Origin of the sequence: Rathayibacter sp. VKM Ac-2929, assembly GCF_022815495.1 — a bacterium.
GTDB lineage: Bacteria > Actinomycetota > Actinomycetes > Actinomycetales > Microbacteriaceae > Rathayibacter > Rathayibacter festucae.
Genome location: NZ_JALGRV010000018.1, coordinates 1 through 299, shown reverse-complemented (window position 1 = coordinate 299; position 299 = coordinate 1). Strand labels below are relative to the sequence as shown.

Sequence of the window (299 nt, the reverse complement as noted above, 5' to 3'; positions counted from 1 at the left end):
TCCGGGAGGGTGCTCGCGGTTCTGCAGATCGCCTCGCCGACCTCCCAGAGGATCCGCGCGTCCCGCAGTAGGGCGCGGGTGAGGGGAAGGTGCTCCATCAGCATCTGCGCGGTCTCGAGGCGTCGGCAGACCTCCCGCTCGGACACGCCGAGCGTCACCGCGAGTTCGGCGCGGATGGAGCGCTCGACGAGATCGCGGGTCTCGCTTCGAGTCGCGCCGCGAGCGAACGCCTTTGGGACGGTGAGCGCGATGCGGTGGCCGCGGTGCATCCGTTCCGCGGCTCTGAGGCGCGTCGGCGA

General features: G+C 71.6%; 1 protein-coding gene. It reads right to left on the bottom strand.

Annotated features, from left to right (window positions below; genetic code table 11):
* Nucleotides 1-269 (bottom strand): hypothetical protein (locus MT355_RS21070; protein ID WP_243601048.1); only part of this gene is annotated, 269 nt, incomplete at its 3' end.
* Nucleotides 270-299 lie beyond the last annotated feature (30 nt).